Source organism: Salinibacterium sp. G-O1, assembly GCF_030063305.1.
In the GTDB taxonomy this organism is placed as follows: Bacteria; Actinomycetota; Actinomycetes; order Actinomycetales; family Microbacteriaceae; genus Rhodoglobus.
This window is the reverse complement of sequence record NZ_JASISV010000003.1, coordinates 105,651-126,047: the sequence shown is the minus strand read 5'-3', so window position 1 is coordinate 126,047 and position 20,397 is coordinate 105,651. Positions and strand designations below refer to the sequence as shown.

Below are 20,397 nucleotides of genomic sequence, written 5' to 3'. Positions count from 1 at the left end.
CATAGGGCCATTGGTCCCCCACCCGCGTCGACGCGTACACTCGGGGCACGGAGCCCTGGCGCAGGATGAAGCTCCACCAATTGCACAGCCGAGGTGCGCCGTGGATCGAATTCAGGATCTGGCCACGCAGAGTCGACTGCGGGCGCTCCTTCGAGCGAACCAAGCCATCATCGGTCACCTCGATCTTCCCCTGGTGCTCGAAAGTATCATCGAGGCCGCGGTCGAGCTGGTCGGCGCGCAATATGGGGCACTGGGAGTGGTGTCGCCCGACGGCGGTCTCGAACAGTTCATCAACGTCGGGATGACCCCGGAGCAGGTTCGGCAGATCGGGCATCTGCCTGAAGGTCACGGGCTCCTGGGGGCACTGATCGATGACCCTCATCCGATCCGCGTGCCGAGGCTCTCCGACCACCCGCGGTCTGTCGGGTTCCCTGCCCACCATCCACCGATGATGAGCTTCCTTGGTGTTCCGATCCGCGTCCGTGACGAGGTATACGGAAACCTCTACCTCAGCAACCAGGCGTCCGGCGAGTTCAGCGAAGACGACGAACAACTCGTCGTCGCCCTCGCCGCGACGGCCGGCATCGCCATCGAGAACGCCCGACTGTTCGCCGAGACGGTTCGACGCCAGGCGTGGGCCGCGGCATCCACCGAGATCACCGCCGCTCTCCTGTCGACCGAGCACGGCGACAACCTCAACGTCCTGACCGCACGGGTGCTGACCCTCGCCGACGCCGACGTGGTCTGGGTTCTGCAGCCCACCTCCGAGCCCGGCCGAATGACCATCGCGACCGCGCGCGGCATCGATGAGGAGCGCATCGAGGGGATGACCGTGGATTCCGCCGGGTCAATCATCGGTAGCGTCATCGAGGCCGGGCAGCCGCGCCAGGTCGACGACGCGGCAGGGTTGCAGCCGCTGTCGAGCGACGGCCCACCCCTCGGACCCGTGATGGCCGTGCCCCTCGCCGCACCCGGAAGCGGAGTGCTGCTGGTGGCACGACTCGCGGGTCGTGCGAGATTCGCCCGAGGCGACCTGGAGATGGCGGCCAACTTCGCCGGCCAGGCGAGCGTCGCCATGGAGATCGCCGCCGCCCGCGCATCCCGCCAAAAGGTGGCCCTGCTCGAAGACAGGGGACGCATTGCGAGAGACCTGCACGATCACGTCATCCAGCAACTTTTTGCCACCGGGCTGGAGCTGCAGAGCATCGCCGGACAGACTCACGGCGCTGTGGCTGAGCGTATCTCCGCCTCGGTGACCGATCTCGATGGAAGCATCTCCCAGATTCGCACCGTGATCTTTGCGCTCTCGGGCTCTGCCGGGGAGGGCACCTCTGCAGTTAGGCATGCCGTAATCGACCTCGCGAATGAGGTCTCCCCCAACCTCACGCGAACCCCGACTGTGAGTTTCTCCGGCCCGGTCGACCTCATGATCACCGGGCAACTAGCCGATGACGTGCTGGCTGTCACCCGCGAGGGCCTGGCGAACGTCGTGAAGCACGCCGCTGCCGAGCACACGTCCATCGATTTGAGTGTGCATGATGGATGGGCATCGCTGGCAATTTCCGACGACGGGCGGGGCATGAACGGATCGAGCCGGAGGAGTGGCGTGAAGAACCTCGAACACCGGGCGGCGGATCGGGGCGGCACCTTTGCGCTCGACTCCGACGACCGTGGCACCCGCCTGTTGTGGAGAGTGCCGATCGAGGCGCAATCATGATCCGGGTTTTCCTGCTCGACGACCACGAGTTGGTGCGACGGGGAATCGGAGCGCTGCTGAGCTCCGAGGATGACATCGAGGTGGTGGGCGAGGCATCCACTGCCGCGCAGGCGCTCGGTCGCATCCGGGCGACGACACCGGATGTCGCGGTGCTCGACGTGCGCCTGCCGGATGGCAGCGGGATCGACGTGTGCCGCGAGATCCGCTCCACTCTTCCCGAGACCCGATGCCTGATGCTGACCGGCTACGACGACGACGAAGCGATCTATTCCGCCGTGCTCGCTGGCGCGTCCGGCTACGTGATCAAAGACATCAGGGGAAGCAACCTCGTTGAATCCGTTCGTGCCGTTGCTGCCGGTCGCTCGCTGTTGGACCCCGCGTTGAACCGTCGCGTGGTCGAGCGGATCAACGAGAGCCACGAGGCAGACCCGCGACTGGAATCTCTGACCATCCGGGAACGGCAAATCCTGCCACTCATCGCCGAGGGGCTGACCAATCGTGAAATCGGGGAGCGGCTCAGCCTCGCCGAAAAGACCGTCAAGAACTACATCTCCGGGCTGTTGAGCAAGCTCGGTCTGCAGCGCCGCACCCAGGCGGCCGTGCTGCACCTCGAGTCGAAACAGGACTAGGCGGGACCTTCGGCCCTTCAGGCGCCGGGGTGGGCGACCTATGGTCGGACCATGACGTTGTCAGCACCCTCACATCAGCGCACGCTCGACGCCGAGTCACCATTGCACGTTATCGACGCGTGGTGGCGGGCCGCCAACTACCTGACAGTGGGGCAGATCTATCTGCGCGGCAATGCACTGCTCCGGGAGCCGCTCACCCCTGCCCACATCAAACCGAGGTTGCTCGGCCACTGGGGAACATCGCCTGCGTTAAACCTTATCTATGCGCATCTCAACCACCTGATCGTGCGCCGGTCTCTCGACGTGCTCTATATCGCGGGGCCCGGGCACGGCGGGCCCGCAATGGTCGCCAACACCTGGCTCGACCGCACCTACTCAGAGCTCTTCCCTCGAATCTCGCAGGATGCCACGGGAATGCTCGACCTATTCCGCCAGTTCTCGGCACCGGGAGGAATCCCCTCGCACGCCTCCCCCGGCACCCCAGGTTCGATCCACGAGGGCGGTGAACTGGGCTACTCCCTCGTGCACGCATTCGGCGCAGCTCTCGACAATCCCGGACTCACGGTCGCGTGCGTCGTTGGCGATGGCGAAGCTGAGACCGGCACGCTCGCCGCCAGCTGGCACCTCAACAAATTTCTCAACCCAGACACCGACGGCGTCGTGTTGCCCATCCTGAATCTCAACGGCTACAAGATCGCCAACCCCTCCGTGCTCGCCCGGATACCCGAGTCAGAGCTGCTGGAGTTGTTCCGAGGCTACGGGTATGAGCCGATTCTGGTCTCCGGCGGATTCGACGGGGAAGACCCCATGCTCGTGCACGCCGCCATGGCTGCCGCCCTCGAGTACGCGGCAGACCGCATCAGCGAGATCCGAAACACGGCTCGCACCCCCGAGCCTGGGGCGCGTCCGATCTGGCCCATGATCATCCTGCGCACCCCCAAGGGTTGGACGGGGCCGAAGAAAGTCGACGGGCTGCCGGTCGAGGGCACCTGGCGTTCCCATCAGGTTCCTCTCGCGAAGGTCGCGGAGAACCCTGAGCACCTCGCCATGCTTGAAGCCTGGATGCTCAGCTACCGGCCCGAGGAACTCTTCGACGACGACGGCTACGCGATGCCGATTCTGTCGTCGATACGACCCCAGGGCGCACACCGGATGAGCGCCCTTCCCGCATCCAATGGAGGCCTCCTCCTCAAAAATCTCGTGCTGCCCCCCGTCGAGAATCGTGCCGTCGACATCACCGCCGGGCGCGGCGTGACCGCCGAGGCAACCCGGGTGTTGGGCAACTGGCTCACGGATGTCGCACGACTGAACCCCCACACGTTCCGGCTGTTCGGGCCAGACGAGACGGCGTCGAATCGACTCGACGGAATCTATGAGGTCACCGACAAGCAGTGGCTGGGAACCACCGAGCCCACCGACGAGCACCTCGCGCGCGAGGGTCGGGTCATCGAGATTCTCAGCGAGAACCTCATCGAAGGGCTGCTCGAGGGCTACCTCCTGACCGGACGCCACGGCCTGATGAACTCGTACGAGGCTTTCATCCACGTCGTCGACTCGATGTTCAACCAGCACGCCAAGTGGCTCGAATCGGCTCGCGATATCCCCTGGCGTCGACCCATAGCATCGCTGACCTACCTGCTGAGCTCGCACGTCTGGCGACAGGATCACAACGGCTTCTCTCATCAGGATCCCGGTTTTCTCAATCATGTGGTCAACAAAAGTGCCGACATCGTGCGGGTCTACCTCCCACCGGACGCGAACACCCTGCTCGTCACCGCCGAACACTGCTTCAACACCCGCGACTACGTCAACGTGATAGTCGCAGGTAAGCAGCCAGCGCCGACGTTGCTGAGCATTGCGGAGGCCCGCAACCATGGTGCGCGCGGCATCAGCATCTGGGATTGGGCGGGCACCGAGCAGCCAGGAACCGCCCCGGACGCCGTCATCGCCTCCGCCGGAGACGTGCCGACGCTTGAGGCCATGGCCGCCGTGAGGCTGCTGCGCGACGCCATCCCCGGCATCGCAGTGCGTTTCGTCAACGTCATCGACCTCATGAGACTGCAGACAAGCACCCAGCATCCGCACGGGATGTCGACGGGCGACTTCGACGCGATCTTCACCACCGGCAAACCGGTCATCTTCGCGTTCCACGGGTACCCGTCACTCATCCATCAGCTCACGTATAAGCAGACGAATCACGACAACTTCCACGTGCTCGGATTCTGCGAAAAGGGCACGACGACCACGCCATTCGACATGCTCATGATGAATGACGTCGACCGGTACAGCATCGCGATGAACGTCATCCGCCGCATCCCGAACCTCGAGGATCGCTACGGCAGCCTCGTCGAGTTCTTTGACGACGAGCGATCGAGGCTGCGAGCCTATGCGTACGAGAACGGTGAAGACAGCCCGGAAGTCACAGACTGGGGTTGGCTCAACGAGAGAGAGACTGACTAATGCCCAACAAACCATGGCTCACCCCCGAAGAAACCGATCGGGTCGACGAACTGGACACCGACGAGTGCTGGGCACTGCTCGAGGCCGCGCCGGTCGGTCGGCTTGCGGCCCGCGCGGGTGATGGCGTCGACATCTTCCCCGTCAATTTCACGGTCAAGAATGGCGCTGTTTATCTGCGCAGCGCCCCCGGCTCGAAGCTTGTCGACATCGCAAACGCATCGTCTGTCGCCTTCGAGATCGACGGAAGTCGTCGACGAACCCACTGGAGCGTCGTGATCCACGGCGAAGCCACGCGGATGTCGTACGACACCGACATCGTCGATTCCGGGGTTCTCGAACTTGCGACGATGACCTCGTCGTCGAAGTGGAACTACATCCAGATCGTGCCGTCATCGATCACGGGACGACGGTTTAAGCAGACTCGCGACAAGGCGCGACCGGGTGCACGCGGTTAGATCTGCTCCCAGGCGAGGCGGTTCTTCCACGCGTAACGGTAGTAGTCGGCGTACACCAGCTCTGAGGCCGCTGCCTCGTCGACGATGACTGTCACCTGCGGGTGCAGCTGGATCACGGAGCCCGGAAGCGAGGCCGTCAGCGGGCCCTCCACCGCGCCCGCGAGAGCCGACGCTTTGGCCTCGCCGAAGGCGAGCAGCACCAGGTGCCGTGCCCGCATGATCGTGCCGAGCCCCTGCGTGATGCAGTGCAACGGAACCTGCTCCGGCGAATCGAAGAAACGCGCGTTGTCGCGTCGGGTCTGCTCCGTCAGCGTCTTCATCCGGGTCAGAGACGCGAATGATGACCCGGGTTCGTTGAACCCGATGTGTCCGGTGCGGCCGATCCCGAGAATCTGCAGGTCGATTCCGCCCGCCTCCTCGATAGCGGCTTCATAGTCGACGCCGGCGGTCTCGATGGGGCCGTCGTCGGCGGGCACGCGCACCAGCGACGGGGTAAGCCCGAGCGGTTCGACCACTTCGCGCGTGATGACCGACCGGTAGCTTTCCGGATGTCCGGCAGGAAGACCCACGTACTCGTCGAGCGCGAACCCCCGCACCTCGGAGAGGTCGAGGTTGCGGGCGGCGAGCGCACGCCACGTCGTCAGCGGGGTCGAGCCCGTCGCGAGCCCCAGCACCGCTCGCGGTTTGCGCAGCACGAGCTGCTCGATCGCATCCGCTGCTACCTCGCCCGCGGCATCCACCGAACCAACAATCACTACCTCAGCCATCAGGCCAGCGTAGCGGCGGCAGGCCCCAAACCGACTACGACGTGGGTTCGCTGACCTGCTCGAGCAGGGCCGGCAGCGTCCTGGCGATGTAGGGAGACTGGGAGAAGGTCGACTCGGTGTGCCCGTCGAGAAGCCACGCCTCGAACGATCGCTCCCAGGTGTCGAGAATCACCCGAACGGCCAGAGTCGGGTTCCAGCTGAATGTGCGGTCGAGTTTGAGCAGAAGCAGGTCGAACACGCTGGTGAGAACCTCCACGAACCGACGCTCGGCAGCGGTTACCGTGCGATCGCCCTCACCCCTGTGCAGGGCACGGAATCTGCGGTCGGCACGGATGATCATCGCGCTGCGGTCGAGCGGCCAGGACCGCGCGAGCGCGAGCGCAGCCTCCGCGCATCCTGAATCGCCGCCTGTCGGCGCGAATGCCGAGACCCCTCCCCGAAGCCGCTCCGCGCACTCCTCGACCAGAAGTTCGTTCACCGCATCGAGCAGAACGTCGTCGGTGGGAAACAGCGACCGGAACGCGTGCGGATGAAGCCCCACCTGCTCACACACATCGCTCACCAGCCGCTGGTTCACACCGCCGCCGGTCGCGAGAGCGACCCTGGCCGCGACCGTGATTCTGCGTCTGGTGGAGGAGCGGTGAAGCGCGATCTTCATCTCTGCACGCGATTCAATGAGCCAGAGCCGCGCTCTCGACGGCCGGCACTGACGCGAGCAGCAGGTCGGCCGCCTTCTCACCGATGATGATGGATGGCGCGTTGGTGTGGCCGCGGATGATCTCAGGCATGATCGACGCGTCGGCGATGCGAAGCGCCTGCACCCCTCGAACGCGCAGCTCAGGGTCGACCACCGATCCAGGATCCGATCCCATCCGGGCGGTGCTCGTCGGGTGGTAGAGGGTCTGCGAAAACTTGTCGATCACCGTTGCGTCGCGATCGGCAGGAGCCTGCGCATCTGATCCGGCTGGCTGGATGAACCGCCCATCGCCACGCGTCGGCGCGAACGCTTTCGCGGCAAGGATGCGCTCGCACACCTCGAGCCCGGCGAGCAGCGTGGCGCGGTCGTCACCGTCCGCGTCCGTCAGGTAGTTGGGGTCGATGAGTGGTTTGGCAAGCGGATCGGAGGATGCGAGCCGCACGCTGCCACGGCTCTTGGGCCGCAGCAGAATCGCACCGACGCTGACGCCGTGCCGGGGGGCGGCGACAAGTCCCTCGCCGATGTACGGCACAGCGGCGAACAGTACTTCGATGTCGGGATGCGCCAGTGTGGGGTCGGTCTTGACAAAGCCGTAGGCCTCCGCGACGTTGGAGGTAAGCATGCCACGCTGCTGCGCGACGAAGTCGCTGAGCTGCTCCTCCGTCTCTGCCGCGAAGAGGGTGTCGTCGTCGGCATCCACTGCGAGCGCCGCGAACAGGTGGTCACGCATGTTCGCGCCCACCTCGGGGGCATCGACGAGCACGGGGATGCCGACTGCACGCAAATGGTCGGCGTCGCCAATACCGGACAGCATGAGCAGTTGGGGCGTGTTCACCGCTCCCCCACTCAGCACGATCTCGCGCCGCGCCGAGGCTGAGGTCGTGGCACCATCGCTGAGATACTCGACGCCCACGGCGCGTGATCCCTCGAAGAGCACGCGAGTGGCGTGAGCCCCGGTGCGAACCACGAGATTGGCGCGCTCGGCTGCCGGTGCGAGGTAGGCCTCCGCAGTGTTGTGCCGCATGCCGCCGCGCTGGCTCACCATCGTCTGGCTCACCCCTTCAGGGTTCGCCGAGTTCGGAGCAACGAGGGGCAGGCCAGCCTCAACCGCAGCCTCAAGGAAGGTCGCGGTGTGAGATCGCGGACTGCGCTGATGCGAGATCGACACCGCACCGTCCGTGCCCTGATCCGGATCGGTGTTGCCCTCGACCGCCTCCGCCTTGCGGAAGTAGGGCAACAATGCCTCGTACGACCAGTCGGCGCCAGCGAGCGTCGCCCAGTGGTCGTAGTCGGCCGCGAATCCGCGCACCCACATCATCGCGTTGATGGAGGACGAACCGCCGAGCACCTTGCCGCGAGGCCAGTAAATCGAACGCCCCTCGAGCTCGCCCTGCGGCTCGGTCTGGTAATTCCAGTCAGCATCCGATTTGAACAGCTTTGGAAACGCCGCCGGGATGATGATCTCCTGCTTGTCGTCACCCCCGCCGGCCTCGAGCAACAGCACCGTGATGCTCGCGTCTTCGGTCAGGCGAGCGGCGACCGCAGCCCCCGCCGATCCTGCGCCCACGACGATGTAGTCGAACACTTCAGTGCTGGTGTTCATGCTGGTGCTCCTTGTGTCCGAAGATCCTTGCGCAGGATCTTGCCTGACGCCGACTTCGGGATGAGGTCGATCATTTCCACCTGACGTACCTTCTTGTGCGGTGCCACCCGCTCGGCCACCCACGCCATGACCTCGTCTCCGGTGATCGTCGACTCGGGCTGCAGCTTGAGGAACGCCTTGGGCACCTCCTCGCCGTCCGCATCCAGCACGCCGATGACCGCGGCATCCGCAATCTCCGGATGGCCGAGCAGCAACGCCTCGAGTTCTGCCGGCGCCACCTGGTATCCCTTGTACTTGATGAGTTCCTTGAGCCGGTCGACGACCGTCACGTACCCTTCTGCGCTGACCGTCGCGATGTCGCCGGTGTGCAGGAATCCGTCGGCGTCGAGGGTCGCGTGGGTCGCCTCGTCGTTGCCGAGGTAGCCGACCATGATGTTCGGCCCGCGACACAGCAGTTCGCCGGGCTCGCTCACACCCTCAGTCGGCACGTCGATGTCGTCACCGGTGAGCGGGTCGACGATACGGCACTGCATGTTCGGCACCGTGAGTCCGACCGAGTTCAGGGGAATGTCGGTGCGACCTCGGGGCATGGCGTGTGACACCGGGCTCATTTCGGTCATCCCGTAGCCCTGCAGCACCTCGCAGTTCAGGCGTTCCGACACCGCACCTCCGATGACGCCATCGAGGGGCGCCGCTCCGGAGAACACCGTGCGCAGGCTCGTCAGGTCGTATTCGGCGACCAGAGGATGCTTCGCCAGCGCCACCGCGATGGGAGGAGCAATGAAGACGTAGGTGACGCGTTCGGACTGGATGAGACGGAGGAATTCGGCGAGATCGAATCGCCCCATCGTCACCAGGGTCGTCCGCTGCGCGAGAGCGATATTGAGCAGCACGGTCATGCCATAGATATGGAAGAACGGGAGCACGGCCAGAACGCGATCGTCGGCAGAGACACCGACGATGGGCGCAGACTGTGCGACGTTCGCCACGAGGTTGCGGTGCGTCAGCATGACGCCCTTCGCCTTCCCCGTCGTGCCCGAACTGTATGGCAGCACCGCCAGGTGCGTCGCCGGATCGAACGTCACCTCGGGCGCTGTGCGCGCCTCACCGACCAGATCGGCGAGGCTCTGGTGCCCCTCGACCTCCCCGAGGCTGAGGATGCTGTCGGCCGGCACCCCAGCGAGCGCGCCAGCTTCAGCGGCAACGGCGAACAGGGCATCCGCGGCGATGATCGCGACCGCTTTCGAGTCGGCGAGCTGCGTCGCCATCTCCCCGGCCGTGGATAGCGCATTGACCGTCGTTGCCGTCGCCCCCGATCGCAGGATCCCATGGAACGCCACCGCGAAAGCCGGACGATTCGGGGAGTGCAGCGCGACGACGCTACCCACTCCGATGCCCCGAGCGGAGAGCGCGCCCGCCACCGCTTCCACCTGACTAACGAGCTCGCCGTACGTGGTGGTCTCCCCCGTCGCGCCGTCGGTGAGGGCAACGCGGTCAGCGGATGCGCCGTCGAGCGACCCGAAGAGGTAGTCGAACACGCTGAGATCCGGGATCTCGACGTCGGGGAAAGGACTGCTGAACATGGCGACTCGCCTTCTTGTTCTGGATGATCGGTGGGGGAATGCGACGCTTACGCGCGGAAGGCGGCGAGGAAGATCGCCGGCATTTTGAGCCAGGACGGCTTGGCCGCGAACCCGGCGAGGCGACGGCCCGTGGTGGCCGCGGAACGCGCCTGGACGAACCACGGGGGTTTCGGGAACAGCGTGAACTCACCGTGCGCAAACGATCGCGGGAACGGCCGGAACGGTCCGCGAACGACGGTGCGCTCGGGCCGATCGATGAGCAGCGCGTTGTGCACGGTCCCGATGCCGCTCTGCACATCCTCGATCGTGGCACCCGGGAAGGCACCCCACGATGCCGTCGCGGTGAGGAAGCCGAGACCGGTCCACGCGTTGATGGCGATGGTGCCGTAGCGCAGTCGGGCGATAGCGTCGAGGAATCCGCTGCCCAGCTCCCGGATGACCCTGGGCTCGACGATCAGGTTGGCACCGAGGGTTCCGACGAATTCGTCGTTGGCGAGCGCGACGACGGCGTCGAGGAAAGCTTGCCCCGTGCCCGGCACCTCCACCACGCCGAGCACCGGGGAGAAGTACTCGGTCGTGATCACGTTGGATGCGTCATCGTCGGCTTTCACGTCGATTAGCAGGCGACAGCCGTCTTTACCCATCCGTTCACCACCCGGATAGGCGGCCGAGGCCGCCTCGAGCCGCCCATTGCTGCCCGGATACCATGCGGGGCGCTGAGGGGCTGCCGCCAGGGCGCGGCGCAGTTCGGCAAGGAACGCGTTCTTCTGCGGCCAGCTGCTGCTGACCACGACAACCTGACCGGCAATGCAGTTGTATCCGCCATTGTGGAGGCGCTGGGTGACGACGTGCTCGGCCTGGTAGCGCAGGTCGCGCGTCGTCCACTCGCTCGGCACGATGATGATGGGCGATACTCCGCCGAGTTCACTTGTGATGGGCTTCGACAGCAGCGGAACGCCGATCGCCTTCCTGGCCGCTGCGTCCTCCCCCGTTCCCCACACGATGGCATCGTGGGTCGCCGCACTCCCGGTGATGTGCACGTGTGCAATGCCGTCGTGCCGGGTCAGATACGCCCCAACATCCCCGGCACCCTGCACGATGCGAAGCACCCCAAAATCGATCAGCGGGGCCAGTGCCTTATCGAAAACCGGCTTCATGTCTGCCATGACCGGGTTGAGCTTGAGCAGCACCGACCGGTTGTTCGCGACGATCTCGTACAACACATCCAGCGGGGGGATCGAGGTGATGTTGCCGGCGCCGAGGACGAGCCCCACCCCGCCCGAGATTGTCGGCGTGAGCTCACCGAGACCGGCGCTGGCTCGTATCTGGCCGGCGGTACGCCCCGGAGCCATCCATACCTCTGCGCTGAAACCGTGCAGCAGTAACCATTCGTGCCCGTTCCTCGGAAGCACCGGAATGGTGATGCGACCGCCGGGGGCCGAGCCGAATTGAGCCTTGGCGAGAGGACTTTCTCCCGCAGCGAGCGCAGCCACGGAATGGGCTAGTGTTCCCGCCCCGGCGAGGCTCGCATACGGGCCGGCGATCCACTCTTCTCCGACGAGCTGGGATGACGGATCCAGCCCCTTGATCGCGGCGGCAGTCTCAGCCCACTCCTGGGCGGTCTCGGTCATCGCTGCGTGCACAGCCGCAAGCAGTCCGGCTCGCTCGGCAAGCGCGGTGGCCGCCCAACGCTCTGCCCCCGAGGCCAGCTCGATGATGGTGGCATCGAGGTCGTCGCGCTGCTGCTGGTCGAGCGCGGGAACGGCCCGCACCTTCGACGTGGGCTCGGTGGTAGTCATCAATCTCCCTTGATTGTTGCCTGACGGCGACCCAAATGCAGGGTCGCGGTATCAGCCCAGTTTCGGCTCCCGGGCGGCTGATAGCGATAGGCCGCCGCTGCGACTTCGGCCGCTGTCATTGTGCAGCCGCACAACGGGTCGGGGTGCCCGCCGGATACACTGAACGCATGGAACGCAATGGAGCGCCGCAGAGCCTGCCGACCCCTGACGCCAGGGTGGAGGCCGCTCGCGAGCTCTTCTCGGGCATGATCGACTCGGTCGACGACCTGTCAGACGCCATCGTCGACCAGATCATCAATGGCGAGCATGACTATGCCGAGAGCGTGCTCGCCGCTGGCGTGCTCGAAGGTATCGTGCACGACAACCTCGAGGCGATCCTGCAGTGCCTGCTGGGCATCAACGACTCGCTCGACGCCCCCCGCCACGCAGGCCGAGTCAAGGCCGAGAACGGCATCCCGATGGCGAGCCTGCTGCACGCCTACCGGCTCGCCGGCCTGCACCTCTGGGATGCAGCAATGGCGAAGGCGACGACCCCCGAACTCGCCACCGCTCTGCTCGCCGCATCGTCCGACGTCTGGGGCATCATCGACCGGTACTCGAATGCGGCAGCAGAGACCTATCGGGAAGTCGTGGACGAACGGGACCGCAAAGACCAGAAAAACAACAGCGTCATGCTGCTCGCCCTCCTCGATGGCGAATTCTCGGGCGACGTCGGTCGAGCGGTGCGATCGCTCGGTCTTCCCGACCAGGCAAGCTATGTCGTGCTCGCGGTCGAACTGCGGCGCTCGGACATCGACCCGCTTCCCGCCATCATCGAACGACTGCGGTCAATGGGGGTCAGCTCAGCCTGGGCCCCATGGAAGGGCGAGTATCTGGGGCTGCTGGGGAGCGGCGCGGGTGTCGACCCCTCCGCCGCAGCGCACGCCCTTTCCGGAAGCGTCAGTTCACGAATCGGCACCAGCCTGCCCCTAGAGTCGCTCGAGCGCGCCCCTCTTGCCGTGCGGCAGGCGCTCCTCGCGATGCGCTGCATCGCCCCCGCCGCGGTCGGGGTGCACCTCTACGGCGCAGCACCCATCGACACCATGCTCGTGTCGCAGCCGGCCTACGCTGCCGAGCTTCGTGACGGTGTACTCGGCGCACTGGCCGAGCTCGACCACGACGATGCACGGGTGCTGCTCGATACGCTCGAATGCTGGTTCGCCACCGACGGCTCGACCGCTGAGTGCGGCCGGCAGCTTCACTGTCATCGCAACACCGTCCTCCATCGCCTCGGTCGAATCGCAGAGATGACCGGTCGTTCCGTGTCGAAACCAGCCCAGGCAGCCGAGCTGTTCACCGCACTTCGAGCCGTGCGCCTGGCCGGTCTGTGGGCCTCCCCCGTGCGCGCCCCCCTGCGGGCGGCACCCAGAAGCGCCTAGAGATGGCGAGGCTCCCCACAACCGGGCTCCGGTAGTCCATCATCGTGACTGTCGTTATGTGACAACCGGACCGGTAAGGGAACACGAATGAGTGGCCACAACATCGTCCACCTCATCCGCGAGGTGGACGCGACCTCTCACGAGGACATCCCATCGAGGCTGAAAGCCGCACGCGCGCGACGCGCTGCGCGTTCCGCCGCGATCGCCGCGTCGACCGTGGCTGCGTTGGGCCTGATCCTCGCGGGCGGCAGCGTGATCCTGACGACGATTCATGAGCAGTGGAATGCGTCGCTGACCCTCGCCACCGTCGGCGCGGCATTCCTGCTACTCGGGCTGAGTGGAGGGCCACTGCTACGGGGTCTGGCGGTCGCCCGGTTGCGGCGCTCCCGGCCGGACGCTCTGGTCTTTATGGCTCTGCGCGAGACCACCGGCCACCCCAACCTCCAGACCTACCAGCACCGCAAAGACAACACCGCGAACGTGCCGGAAGGCTGGACCGTATCCGTCGTCGACTCTCGCGGTATCGCGGTGTGGTCGGGCGGATTTCGGCCTCGGGAACTCATCCTGATCGAGTGGTCGGAAATCGGGGAGGTCTCGGCGGTGTCATTTACGTCGGCTGCGGGGCGCCCACGGAACGGTGCATCGGTGGACGTGCGCCCCTTCCCCGATCCGCTCCTCGTCCGCGTGGGTCATGCGGCGTTTGGCGTTGAGGGTTCGTTCGACCGAAAAGGCATTTTCGCTATCGTCGACACCCTAAACGCGCTGCGCTAGCGCGGCCCGAGGACGGGCCTCAGGCGGCGGGAGCCATCGACACTCTGGCCCGAGCCTCGGCGGCCGCGATGATCTTGTCCGTTGTCGTTCCGGGCTGGCTGTGGAGCGCGCGTGCATTCCTCCACACGGAGATCCACATGTCGTTCATGGCGAGATCGGCATGCTCCTGCACGGGAAAGTGCTGTCGGAAAATCGAATACGTCGCAACGCAGAGAAGGTCGTACAGGCGGGAGAACGCCGCGACGTCACCAGACGCGACCGCGCGCATCAGACGCCGCGGGACCTCAGCCGACCGTGATGTCATCAGCGAGACAATGAGTTGATGTGTTTGCTCGTCGCTTTCCTGGCCTTGTCGCGAGCCTTCTTGGCCTTCGCGCGCGCCTTCTTCACCTGGGGGTCGTTCCAGTAGCGAGTAGCAGCCTTTTTGATCTCGTTGTAGCGGCTCTCGCCTGCTTTGGCGCCGAGCACGTACGCGGCAAAAGCGACGACGGCGACGATGAGGTATTGGGGGCGCATATCGAACTCCTATTCATGAGCGGAATTATCTGAACGTGAGCGCCACGTTGCGATCCCTCAGAAACCTACCCGCGAACGCGGAATGATCACGGCCCCTGTACAGCGAGAGAGTCGAGGAGGTAGAGTGCCGCGCGCGCATAGGCGTTCGCCGCGTCATCCGACCCGAAACTATGCGTTTTTCCCTCGATTTCGATCTCGACGACCGGGCCCGCGGTGGCGGTCAGCGAGCGGAAAGTGCCCGCCAGAAACTGTCGGAGTTGGTGTTCGTGCGGCATCCACAACGCATCCTCGAGGGCAACAGAATCGAGCGCCCACTCGGTCGTGCCGTTGAAACCCAGAATGACGCCGGTGCCGTAGTCGTGGGCTTCGACGGTCATATCGCTGAGGATGTAGACCTCGTCGTCCGCTTCGACCCTGTCGATGCGAAAGGCGTCACCCGCGCTGGGGCGCCACGTCAGTCCGGAATCGCGGAGGGCACGGGCAAGCGAAGTCGAGATCATCCTTCGATTATGCGCGGCTAGCCTGCACTCACACCGAAAAGAAGGCCGAGCAGGTAGGTGACGCCGGCCGCGCCGAAGCCGATCGCCAGTTGTCGCACCGCGCGCTTGAGGGGGGATGCCCCGGCCAGCAGTCCCACGATTGCACCGGTGCCGAGCAACGCCAGCCCCACCAGCACGGCCGCGATGATCACGGCAGGCAGGCCCTCGGCACCAAACAGGTATGGCAACACCGGGATGACCGCGCCGGAGGCGAAGAAGAAGAAGCTCGAGCGCGCGGCGCCGAAGGCGGAACCGACGGCCTCGTGCTCCTGCGGTCGCAGGGTCGGTGTCGGTGTCGAGTCGCTGCTCGCAAGCAGCTCCTGCGCCTTTATGTTCGCCTCGACTTCCGTCATCCCCCTGGCCCGGTACACGAGTGCGAGCTCGTTGGCATCGACGTCGAGGAACCGCACGGACTCCCCGGCCCGAGGATTTTCTGTGGTGGCGTCGAGCAACTCTCGCTGCGAGCGCACCGACACGTATTCGCCGGCAGCCATCGACAATGCCCCGGCCAGGAGGCCGGCAATCCCGGTTAGCAGCACTATGCGATTGTCGACTCCCGCGGCACTGATCCCGACCACGAGCGCGAGGTTGGAGACGAGCCCGTCGTTCGCCCCGAACACGGCGGCCCGGAACGTGCCGGAAAGCCGCCGACGACCGCGGGCCGCAAGTGCCCTGACGACCTCCTCGTGGATGCGCTCATCCGCCGCCATCGCATCCGTCGCATCGTCGTCGCCCTCGTAGGGCGAGCGTGACTCGGCCCGTTGCGCGAGCGCCAGCACAAAGACAGACCCGAAGCGTCTGGCGAAAAACCCGAGCAGCCGGGTGCGGGGGTCGCCGGTTTTGCGGTTGCCGACGTCGTCACCGAGCAGCGTGAGCCAGTGCTGCTCGTGTCGCCCCTCCGCATCGGCGAGCGCCAGCAGGATGTCGCGCTCCTCGCCCGTCCGGCGCGAGGCGAGGTCGCGGTACACGGCGGCCTCCGCGCGTTCCGCAGCGAGGTACCTGCGCCAGCGCCGGATGTCAGACGGGCGCCGTGAGGTCGTCGTCATCGCCTAGGCCGAATACCGGATGCCCCAGCCGAGCGTCCAGGTCGCGCCGGGCTCAACCCAGCGCAGGCCGTCTCCCGAGTTGAAGGCGTTCGGCGCTGCCGTCATCGGCTCGAGTGCGATGGCGAGGCCAGAGCCGCTGACCTTCGCGAATTTCGGGGTGGTGAACACCTGCACGTAGGGGTGCGAGTCGTCCTGGAGCAGGCGAACGGTTCGGCCGTCCGGGGCGCGCAGCTCTGCGCTGGCGCCGTGCACGGTCTTAACCGCCCCGAACGCGTTGTCGAAAATTCGGTCGCCGACGAGTTTCGGCTCGCGAAAGTCGAAACTGGTGCCGTCGACCTGGTGCTCCGCGACCGGGAGGAGTCTGGCATCCAGTTCGAGGTAGGTGGAGGCGTGCACCGTCAGCTCGAGCTGCTCGATGGGAACATCGCCGATCTTGAAGAACGGGTGGGTTCCGACCGCAACCGGCGCTTTCGCGGCCGACAGGTTCTTGATGGTGTGCGTGACATCCATTCCGCCGTCAACCAGTTCGTACCTGACGGTCGTCTCGAGGTGGAACGGGTATCCGTGCTGCGGGTGCACGGTCGCGCCGAGCGTCACCGCCCCCTCGGTGCGTTCGAGCTGGCGATAGCCGGTGTTACGCAGCAGCCCGTGGATCGCGTTGTTCTTGTCGACCTCGGTGATATCGAGCTGCAGCTGCTTCCCGTCGAGGGACCAGACACCGTCCTCGATGCGGTTGGGCCACGGCACCAGCACAATGCCGGCCGCGAACGACGGCAGGGCATCCTCCGCGTACGCCTCGACTACCTCCGTGCCGTCGATCGAGAAATACCTCAGCGAGGCAGCGAGTTCGGTGATGATCGCTGTCGCTCCCTCGCGGGTGATCTCGAACTGTTCGCCGGTGGGTGGGGTCTGTAGCTGATTCACGCCGACAGCTTATCGGCGTCGACGACGGTCATCCCAGCCGCGCGCAGGTCGGCCACCACGGTGCCGGGTGCCGTACCCGCGGTTACGAGGGTGTGGAAGTCGCTGATGCCGCCGATCGCGGCCAGTGCCGTGCGGCCCAGCTTCGTGGCATCCGCCAGCAGGATGCCACGGCGCGAGCGCGCGAGCACCCGCGACTTGATCTCGGCCTCCGCCATGTTGATGTTCGTCACGCCCTCGATCGGGTGCACGCCGTTGCAGCCGATGAAGGCAATGTCGAGCGTGAGAGTGTCGAGCATCGGGGCCGCGAACGGGCTCACCAGGGAGTGCTGCAGCGGCCTGAGCGTGCCGCCGGTCACGATCACCGTCAGGCGCGGGATCGCCGGTTCGAGGGCCAGCGCGATGGTGAGTCCGCTCGTCACGACGACAACGTCGTGGAGGTCGCGCCGGTCGACCAACGCGATCGCGAGCGCCATCGAGGTGCTGCCGGCGTCGACGTAAATGCTGTCCCCGCTCGACACCAGCCTCGCCGCGGCCTGACCGATCGCGATCTTGGCGGCGCGGTCGCGGTCAAGCGCCGACTCGAGCGTTGGTTCGGCAGCCCCGGTCGGCATGGCGCCGCCGTGCACCCGGGTAAGCCGGCCGCGCCGCTCGAGCGCGCTGAGGTCGCCGCGCACCGTCACTTCGCTCACGCCGAGCTCGATGCTGGCGTCTGTGACCCGCACAAACCCGCGCTGAGAGACCAGCCGATCCAGTTCCTGCCGCCGTGCTGTTGCCGAGAGTGCCATTTACGATTATCTCCGATATCGAAAGCGTACTTTCGATATCGTAATGCCATGCTCATGGCTGGAATCACCTCCCACCCGACCACGCTCGCCGATGGTCGCGACCTCATCTACTACGACGATGCGGACTCCACGCTGCCGAAGGACCGCGCTGTGGATGCCCGCACGCTCGACCCGCGGCCGGCGACGGCGAACATGCGCCAGGATCCCCTGACCGGCGAATGGGTTTCGATCGCGGCATCCCGCCAGAATCGCGTCTTCCTTCCACCCGCCGACCAGGACCCGCTCGCGCCGGCAACAGCGTCGAATCCGTCGGAGGTGCCGAGCAATTACGACGTCGTCGTGTTCGAGAACCGCTCCCCCTCGTTCGGCCCATCCCACGAGGCGTTCGACCCCGCGCTGCTGGACGAGGTCGGTCTCGGACGCACGTTGCCCTCCATCGGCCGCTGCGAAGTCGTCTGTTTCAGCCCCGAGCACGAGGGATCGTTCGGCACCCTGACCGAGTCTCGCGCCCGGACCGTCATCGAGGCCTGGGCCGACCGCACCGAAGCGCTCAGCGCCATCCCCGGGGTGCAGCAGGTGTTCCCGTTCGAGAACCGCGGCGAGGAAATCGGCGTTACCTTGCGTCACCCGCACGGCCAGATCTACTCCTACCCGTACATCACGCCTCGCACGCAACGCGTCATCGAGTCGATCGAGAAGTTCGGCCCGGGGCTGTTCCAGTCGATCCTCGACTTCGAGCGCGGCTCCGCGCGCGTCGTGCTGGCAGGCGAGCACTGGACGGCGTTTGTGCCGTTCGCGGCGCGCTGGCCGATCGAGGTGCACATGCTGCCGCACCGCCACATCCCTGACTTCGCTGCGACCAACGATGCCGAGCGAACCGAACTCGCGGGGCTGTACCTCACGCTTCTGCGGGGCATCGACGCACTTTACGACACCCCCACGCCCTACATCGCTGCGTGGCACCAGGCACCCGTGACCGTCGCTCGCGACGACATCCGGCTCATGCTGCAGGTCACCAGCCCCCGGCGTGCGGAAAGTAAACTTAAGTACCTCGCTGGCTCGGAAGCCGCGATGGGCGCATGGATCGGTGACATTCTTCCCGAGCAGACCGCCGCATTCATCAGGGAAGGCATCAGCCGCATATGAGCGACATCAGGGACGACGTCACGCAGGGCTTCGAACAGATTCATGGATATGCCCCGCTGGGCATATGGTCGGCGCCCGGCCGCGTGAACCTGATCGGGGAGCACACCGACTACAACGAGGGCTTCGTGCTCCCGTTTGCCATCAACCGGCGCACGGTTGTCGCGCTCGGTCTGCGGGATGACTCCGTCATGAATGTGGCGAGTGAGTTCGCGGACGAAATGGCGGGCATCCCGCTCGCCGATCTCAGCCCGTCGCGCCTGGAGGGCTGGTCGGCGTACCCGATGGGAGTGGCCTGGGCTCTCGGCGAGGCCGGTGCGGATCTTGCCGCCGTGCCCGGGGTCGACCTCTACATCGAGTCGACGGTTCCCGTGGGGGCTGGCCTGTCATCGTCGGCCGCCATCGAGAGCGCCGTCGCGGTCGCCCTGGACGAGGTGTGGCAGCTTGGCCTCGACCGGCCGACTCTCGCGAAGGCGGGCCAGCTCGCCGAGAATAAGGCGGTCGGCGCCCCGACCGGCATCATGGACCAGTCAGCGTCGCTGCTCGGCCGCGACGATCACGCCGTTTTCCTCGACTGCCGCAGCCTGGACTCAGAGCTTGTTCCGCTGGGCTTCACCGAGGCCGGGCTCGAGCTGCTGATCATCGACACCGGGGTGGAGCATTCCCACGCGACCGGTGGCTACTCGGCCCGACGGGAGTCGTGCGAGACGGGTGCCGCCGCGATGGGTGTCACATCCCTGCGCGACCTCAGCGTCGATGATCTGCCCAGAGCCCGTGCCATCCTCGACGACGAGACGTTCCGCCGCGTGCGGCACGTCATCACCGAGAACCAGCGTGTACTCGACACGGTGGAGCTTCTGCGCACCGAGGGCCCGACGGCTATCGGCGCCCTGCTGGATGCCTCGCATCTGTCCATGCGCGACGACTTCGAGATCAGCGTTCCGGAGCTTGACCTCGCGGTCGAGACCGCGCAGGCGAATGGCGCGATCGGGGCGCGGATGACCGGCGGCGGTTTCGGCGGTGCTGCGATCGCGTTGGTGCCGTCATCCGGAATCTCACGCATCCAGGTGGCCATAGATGGCGCGTTCGCCGAGCACGGCTTCGGCCAGCCGACCATGTTCACGGTCACGGCATCGAACGGCGCCCAGCGCGACCGCTGAGCCGCGGCATCCCGCGCCGAGCGCGGGCGCGGGCGCCAAGTTTCGCCACGCCTCCCCGACCCGCGCCCCAAAAACGGGATGTCAGTTCAGACTGACATCAGTCGCAACTGACATCCCGAAAATGGCGCACCGCACACCGCGCACCGCGTGGGCTACGGGTGACGCGCGGCCACTCAGAAGCTTCCGCGTGCTTCCGAAATGACGGAAGTCCGAGCATCCGCCCCCGTAGTTCCGGGGGCATGGATGTCTCGATGACCGAGATCTCCGTCATTTCGGAAGGTAGCCGGCGGAAGGTAGCTGGCGAAGGTAGCTGGCGAAGGTAGCTGGCGGAAGGTAAGCGCCAGTAGGAGCGACCAGACGGCGGCAGGTCTTAGAAGACCTCGAG

Annotated in this window: 19 protein-coding genes; 8 read left to right on the top strand and 11 right to left on the bottom strand. The window is 65.9% G+C overall.

The annotated features are described in order from the left end of the window. Nucleotides 1-100 precede the first annotated feature (100 nt). Genes QMG83_RS12185 through QMG83_RS12170 form a run of 4 tightly spaced genes read left to right on the top strand, consistent with a single transcriptional unit; the run spans nt 101 to nt 5,261 of the window. Nucleotides 101-1,717: a sensor histidine kinase gene (locus QMG83_RS12185; protein WP_283505677.1), complete on the top strand. Its 1,617-nt coding sequence runs from the start codon at nt 101-103 to the stop codon at nt 1,715-1,717. After that, nucleotides 1,714-2,346 carry a response regulator gene (locus tag QMG83_RS12180; protein WP_283505676.1) on the top strand — a complete coding sequence of 211 codons (633 nt, stop codon included), beginning with the start codon at nt 1,714-1,716 and terminating at the stop codon, nt 2,344-2,346. Before QMG83_RS12185 ends, QMG83_RS12180 begins: the two co-directional genes overlap by 4 nt. A gap of 51 nt (nt 2,347-2,397) precedes the next feature. Further along, nucleotides 2,398-4,806: a phosphoketolase family protein gene (locus QMG83_RS12175; RefSeq protein WP_283505675.1), complete on the top strand. Its 2,409-nt coding sequence runs from the start codon at nt 2,398-2,400 to the stop codon at nt 4,804-4,806. Further along, nucleotides 4,806-5,261, top strand: coding sequence for a pyridoxamine 5'-phosphate oxidase family protein (locus tag QMG83_RS12170; protein ID WP_283505674.1), 456 nt, complete (start codon nt 4,806-4,808; stop codon nt 5,259-5,261). Before QMG83_RS12175 ends, QMG83_RS12170 begins: the two co-directional genes overlap by 1 nt. Here the strand turns inward: QMG83_RS12170 and QMG83_RS12165 are convergent. Genes QMG83_RS12165 through QMG83_RS12145 form a run of 5 tightly spaced genes read right to left on the bottom strand, consistent with a single transcriptional unit; the run spans nt 5,258 to nt 11,710 of the window. Beyond that, nucleotides 5,258-6,028: a glucosamine-6-phosphate deaminase gene (locus tag QMG83_RS12165; RefSeq protein ID WP_283505673.1), complete on the bottom strand. Its 771-nt coding sequence runs from the start codon at nt 6,026-6,028 to the stop codon at nt 5,258-5,260. The two genes, QMG83_RS12170 and QMG83_RS12165, sit on opposite strands and share 4 nt — an antisense overlap. 34 nt (nt 6,029-6,062) lie before the next feature. Continuing rightward, complete coding sequence (locus QMG83_RS12160) at nt 6,063-6,686, bottom strand: hypothetical protein (protein ID WP_283505672.1); 624 nt, start codon at nt 6,684-6,686, stop codon at nt 6,063-6,065. A gap of 13 nt (nt 6,687-6,699) precedes the next feature. After that, nucleotides 6,700-8,328, bottom strand: a complete 1,629-nt coding sequence (locus QMG83_RS12155; RefSeq protein ID WP_283505671.1) for a GMC family oxidoreductase — start codon at nt 8,326-8,328, stop codon at nt 6,700-6,702. After that, on the bottom strand, nt 8,325-9,911 hold the full coding sequence (locus QMG83_RS12150) for an AMP-binding protein (protein ID WP_283505670.1): 1,587 nt from the start codon (nt 9,909-9,911) through the stop codon (nt 8,325-8,327). Before QMG83_RS12150 ends, QMG83_RS12155 begins: the two co-directional genes overlap by 4 nt. Before the next feature lie 47 nt (nt 9,912-9,958). Then, on the bottom strand, nt 9,959-11,710 hold the full coding sequence (locus tag QMG83_RS12145; RefSeq protein ID WP_283505669.1) for an aldehyde dehydrogenase family protein: 1,752 nt from the start codon (nt 11,708-11,710) through the stop codon (nt 9,959-9,961). Between the two features lie 167 nt (nt 11,711-11,877). On the opposite strand from QMG83_RS12145, the gene QMG83_RS12140 reads away from it, so the two are divergent. After that, entirely contained in the window at nt 11,878-13,128 is a 1,251-nt protein-coding gene (locus QMG83_RS12140) for a PucR family transcriptional regulator (protein WP_283505668.1), read from the top strand. Nucleotides 13,129-13,215: 87 nt separating this feature from the next. Next, on the top strand, nt 13,216-13,899 hold the full coding sequence (locus QMG83_RS12135) for a hypothetical protein (RefSeq protein ID WP_283505667.1): 684 nt from the start codon (nt 13,216-13,218) through the stop codon (nt 13,897-13,899). A 19-nt stretch (nt 13,900-13,918) separates the two neighbouring features. On the opposite strand, the gene QMG83_RS12130 is transcribed toward QMG83_RS12135, so the two are convergent. The 6 genes from QMG83_RS12130 to QMG83_RS12105 form a co-directional block, all read right to left on the bottom strand. Continuing rightward, complete coding sequence (locus QMG83_RS12130) at nt 13,919-14,203, bottom strand: hypothetical protein (protein WP_283505666.1); 285 nt, start codon at nt 14,201-14,203, stop codon at nt 13,919-13,921. Continuing rightward, nucleotides 14,203-14,415, bottom strand: coding sequence for a hypothetical protein (locus QMG83_RS12125; RefSeq protein WP_283505665.1), 213 nt, complete (start codon nt 14,413-14,415; stop codon nt 14,203-14,205). Before QMG83_RS12125 ends, QMG83_RS12130 begins: the two co-directional genes overlap by 1 nt. A gap of 86 nt (nt 14,416-14,501) precedes the next feature. Further along, the gene (locus QMG83_RS12120; protein ID WP_283505664.1) at nt 14,502-14,915 is read right to left on the bottom strand and encodes a pilus assembly protein CpaE; all 414 of its coding nucleotides are present in this window, start codon (nt 14,913-14,915) and stop codon (nt 14,502-14,504) included. Between the two features lie 17 nt (nt 14,916-14,932). Next, a complete protein-coding gene (locus QMG83_RS12115) occupies nt 14,933-16,000 on the bottom strand; it encodes a VIT1/CCC1 transporter family protein (protein ID WP_283505663.1) in 1,068 nt (355 codons plus the stop codon). Between the two features lie 3 nt (nt 16,001-16,003). Beyond that, complete coding sequence (locus tag QMG83_RS12110; protein WP_283505662.1) at nt 16,004-16,924, bottom strand: aldose 1-epimerase family protein; 921 nt, start codon at nt 16,922-16,924, stop codon at nt 16,004-16,006. Then, complete coding sequence (locus QMG83_RS12105; RefSeq protein WP_283505661.1) at nt 16,921-17,709, bottom strand: DeoR/GlpR family DNA-binding transcription regulator; 789 nt, start codon at nt 17,707-17,709, stop codon at nt 16,921-16,923. Before QMG83_RS12105 ends, QMG83_RS12110 begins: the two co-directional genes overlap by 4 nt. Nucleotides 17,710-17,763: 54 nt before the next feature. On the opposite strand from QMG83_RS12105, the gene galT reads away from it, so the two are divergent. After that, nucleotides 17,764-18,855, top strand: coding sequence for a galactose-1-phosphate uridylyltransferase (galT, locus tag QMG83_RS12100; protein ID WP_283505908.1), 1,092 nt, complete (start codon nt 17,764-17,766; stop codon nt 18,853-18,855). Then, on the top strand, nt 18,852-20,012 hold the full coding sequence (gene galK, locus QMG83_RS12095) for a galactokinase (protein WP_283505660.1): 1,161 nt from the start codon (nt 18,852-18,854) through the stop codon (nt 20,010-20,012). Before galT ends, galK begins: the two co-directional genes overlap by 4 nt. Nucleotides 20,013-20,397 lie beyond the last annotated feature (385 nt).

What these genes read in the sequence shown, in the direction of transcription:
- QMG83_RS12180 (WP_283505676.1), top strand. Translation starts at nt 1,714, where the DNA reads ATGATCCGGGTTTTCCTGCTCGACGACCACGAGTTGGTGCGACGGGGA.
- QMG83_RS12175 (WP_283505675.1), top strand. Translation starts at nt 2,398, where the DNA reads ATGACGTTGTCAGCACCCTCACATCAGCGCACGCTCGACGCCGAGTCA.
- QMG83_RS12170 (WP_283505674.1), top strand. Translation starts at nt 4,806, where the DNA reads ATGCCCAACAAACCATGGCTCACCCCCGAAGAAACCGATCGGGTCGAC.
- QMG83_RS12165 (WP_283505673.1), bottom strand. Translation starts at nt 6,028, where the DNA reads ATGGCTGAGGTAGTGATTGTTGGTTCGGTGGATGCCGCGGGCGAGGTA.
- QMG83_RS12160 (WP_283505672.1), bottom strand. Translation starts at nt 6,686, where the DNA reads ATGAAGATCGCGCTTCACCGCTCCTCCACCAGACGCAGAATCACGGTC.
- QMG83_RS12155 (WP_283505671.1), bottom strand. Translation starts at nt 8,328, where the DNA reads ATGAACACCAGCACTGAAGTGTTCGACTACATCGTCGTGGGCGCAGGA.
- QMG83_RS12150 (WP_283505670.1), bottom strand. Translation starts at nt 9,911, where the DNA reads ATGTTCAGCAGTCCTTTCCCCGACGTCGAGATCCCGGATCTCAGCGTG.
- QMG83_RS12145 (WP_283505669.1), bottom strand. Translation starts at nt 11,710, where the DNA reads ATGACTACCACCGAGCCCACGTCGAAGGTGCGGGCCGTTCCCGCGCTC.
- QMG83_RS12140 (WP_283505668.1), top strand. Translation starts at nt 11,878, where the DNA reads ATGGAACGCAATGGAGCGCCGCAGAGCCTGCCGACCCCTGACGCCAGG.
- QMG83_RS12135 (WP_283505667.1), top strand. Translation starts at nt 13,216, where the DNA reads ATGAGTGGCCACAACATCGTCCACCTCATCCGCGAGGTGGACGCGACC.
- QMG83_RS12130 (WP_283505666.1), bottom strand. Translation starts at nt 14,203, where the DNA reads ATGACATCACGGTCGGCTGAGGTCCCGCGGCGTCTGATGCGCGCGGTC.
- QMG83_RS12125 (WP_283505665.1), bottom strand. Translation starts at nt 14,415, where the DNA reads ATGCGCCCCCAATACCTCATCGTCGCCGTCGTCGCTTTTGCCGCGTAC.
- QMG83_RS12120 (WP_283505664.1), bottom strand. Translation starts at nt 14,915, where the DNA reads ATGATCTCGACTTCGCTTGCCCGTGCCCTCCGCGATTCCGGACTGACG.
- QMG83_RS12115 (WP_283505663.1), bottom strand. Translation starts at nt 16,000, where the DNA reads ATGACGACGACCTCACGGCGCCCGTCTGACATCCGGCGCTGGCGCAGG.
- QMG83_RS12105 (WP_283505661.1), bottom strand. Translation starts at nt 17,709, where the DNA reads ATGGCACTCTCGGCAACAGCACGGCGGCAGGAACTGGATCGGCTGGTC.
- galT (WP_283505908.1), top strand. Translation starts at nt 17,764, where the DNA reads ATGGCTGGAATCACCTCCCACCCGACCACGCTCGCCGATGGTCGCGAC.
- galK (WP_283505660.1), top strand. Translation starts at nt 18,852, where the DNA reads ATGAGCGACATCAGGGACGACGTCACGCAGGGCTTCGAACAGATTCAT.